This is a genomic window from Microbacterium sp. CH-015 (genome assembly GCF_049707015.1).
GTDB lineage: Bacteria > Actinomycetota > Actinomycetes > Actinomycetales > Microbacteriaceae > Microbacterium > Microbacterium aurum.
Window position 1 is genome coordinate 1 of the sequence record NZ_JBNAFJ010000037.1, and the last position, 619, is coordinate 619.

Consider the following 619-nt stretch of genomic DNA (forward strand, 5'->3'; position numbering starts at 1 on the left):
ATTGTGATGGGATGCCCGTTTCGGGCGAGATCGGCGCAGGCGCGTTCGATCTGGTTCAGCGTGGGACTGGTCATCCGGTCTGTGTCTCCGAGTCGGCGATGAGCGCGTCGAGGCGGGCGATGAGCTTGTGGTGGCGGTCGGCCTCGTCGATCCATCCTCTTTGTTCCGCGTCGCGGGCGAGAGCGTCGGCGTCGACGCGTTGTGCGGCGAGGATCGGCAGCGAGGAGGGTTCGGATCGGTAGGACGGGCAGTGCTCGCAGATGTTCGCGTAGCTGCATGCTCCCTGCGCTGGGGCGCGGAGGCAGAACCCGCCGGCCATCCGCGACTTCAGCAGCGGGGCGTCTTTCCAGTCGCGTCCGCCGGTGATGGCCGTGAGCGGCAGCTGGGTGCGCCCGCCGGTGTCTCCGGCAGCGGCGGCGGTGGTGTTCTGTTTCGCGAGGTCGAGGGCGCGTTCGTATTCGGTTCGGACCGTCGCGTCGAACAACCGCCCGTAGCGGAGGCTCATCTCCGCGGACTGGTGGCCGAGGAGGGCCATGAGGGCTTGCAGGGAGACGCCAGCATTGACCAGCGCGGTCGCGTAGGTGTGTCGCAGCTGGTGGGAGGTGACGTGCCCGAGCCC

General features: G+C 68.5%; 1 protein-coding gene. It reads right to left on the reverse strand.

The annotated features are described in order from the left end of the window. Nucleotides 1-70: 70 nt before the first annotated feature. On the reverse strand, nt 71-619 hold a 549-nt coding region (locus tag ACPYN4_RS15510), incomplete at its 5' end, for a tyrosine-type recombinase/integrase (protein ID WP_424446879.1).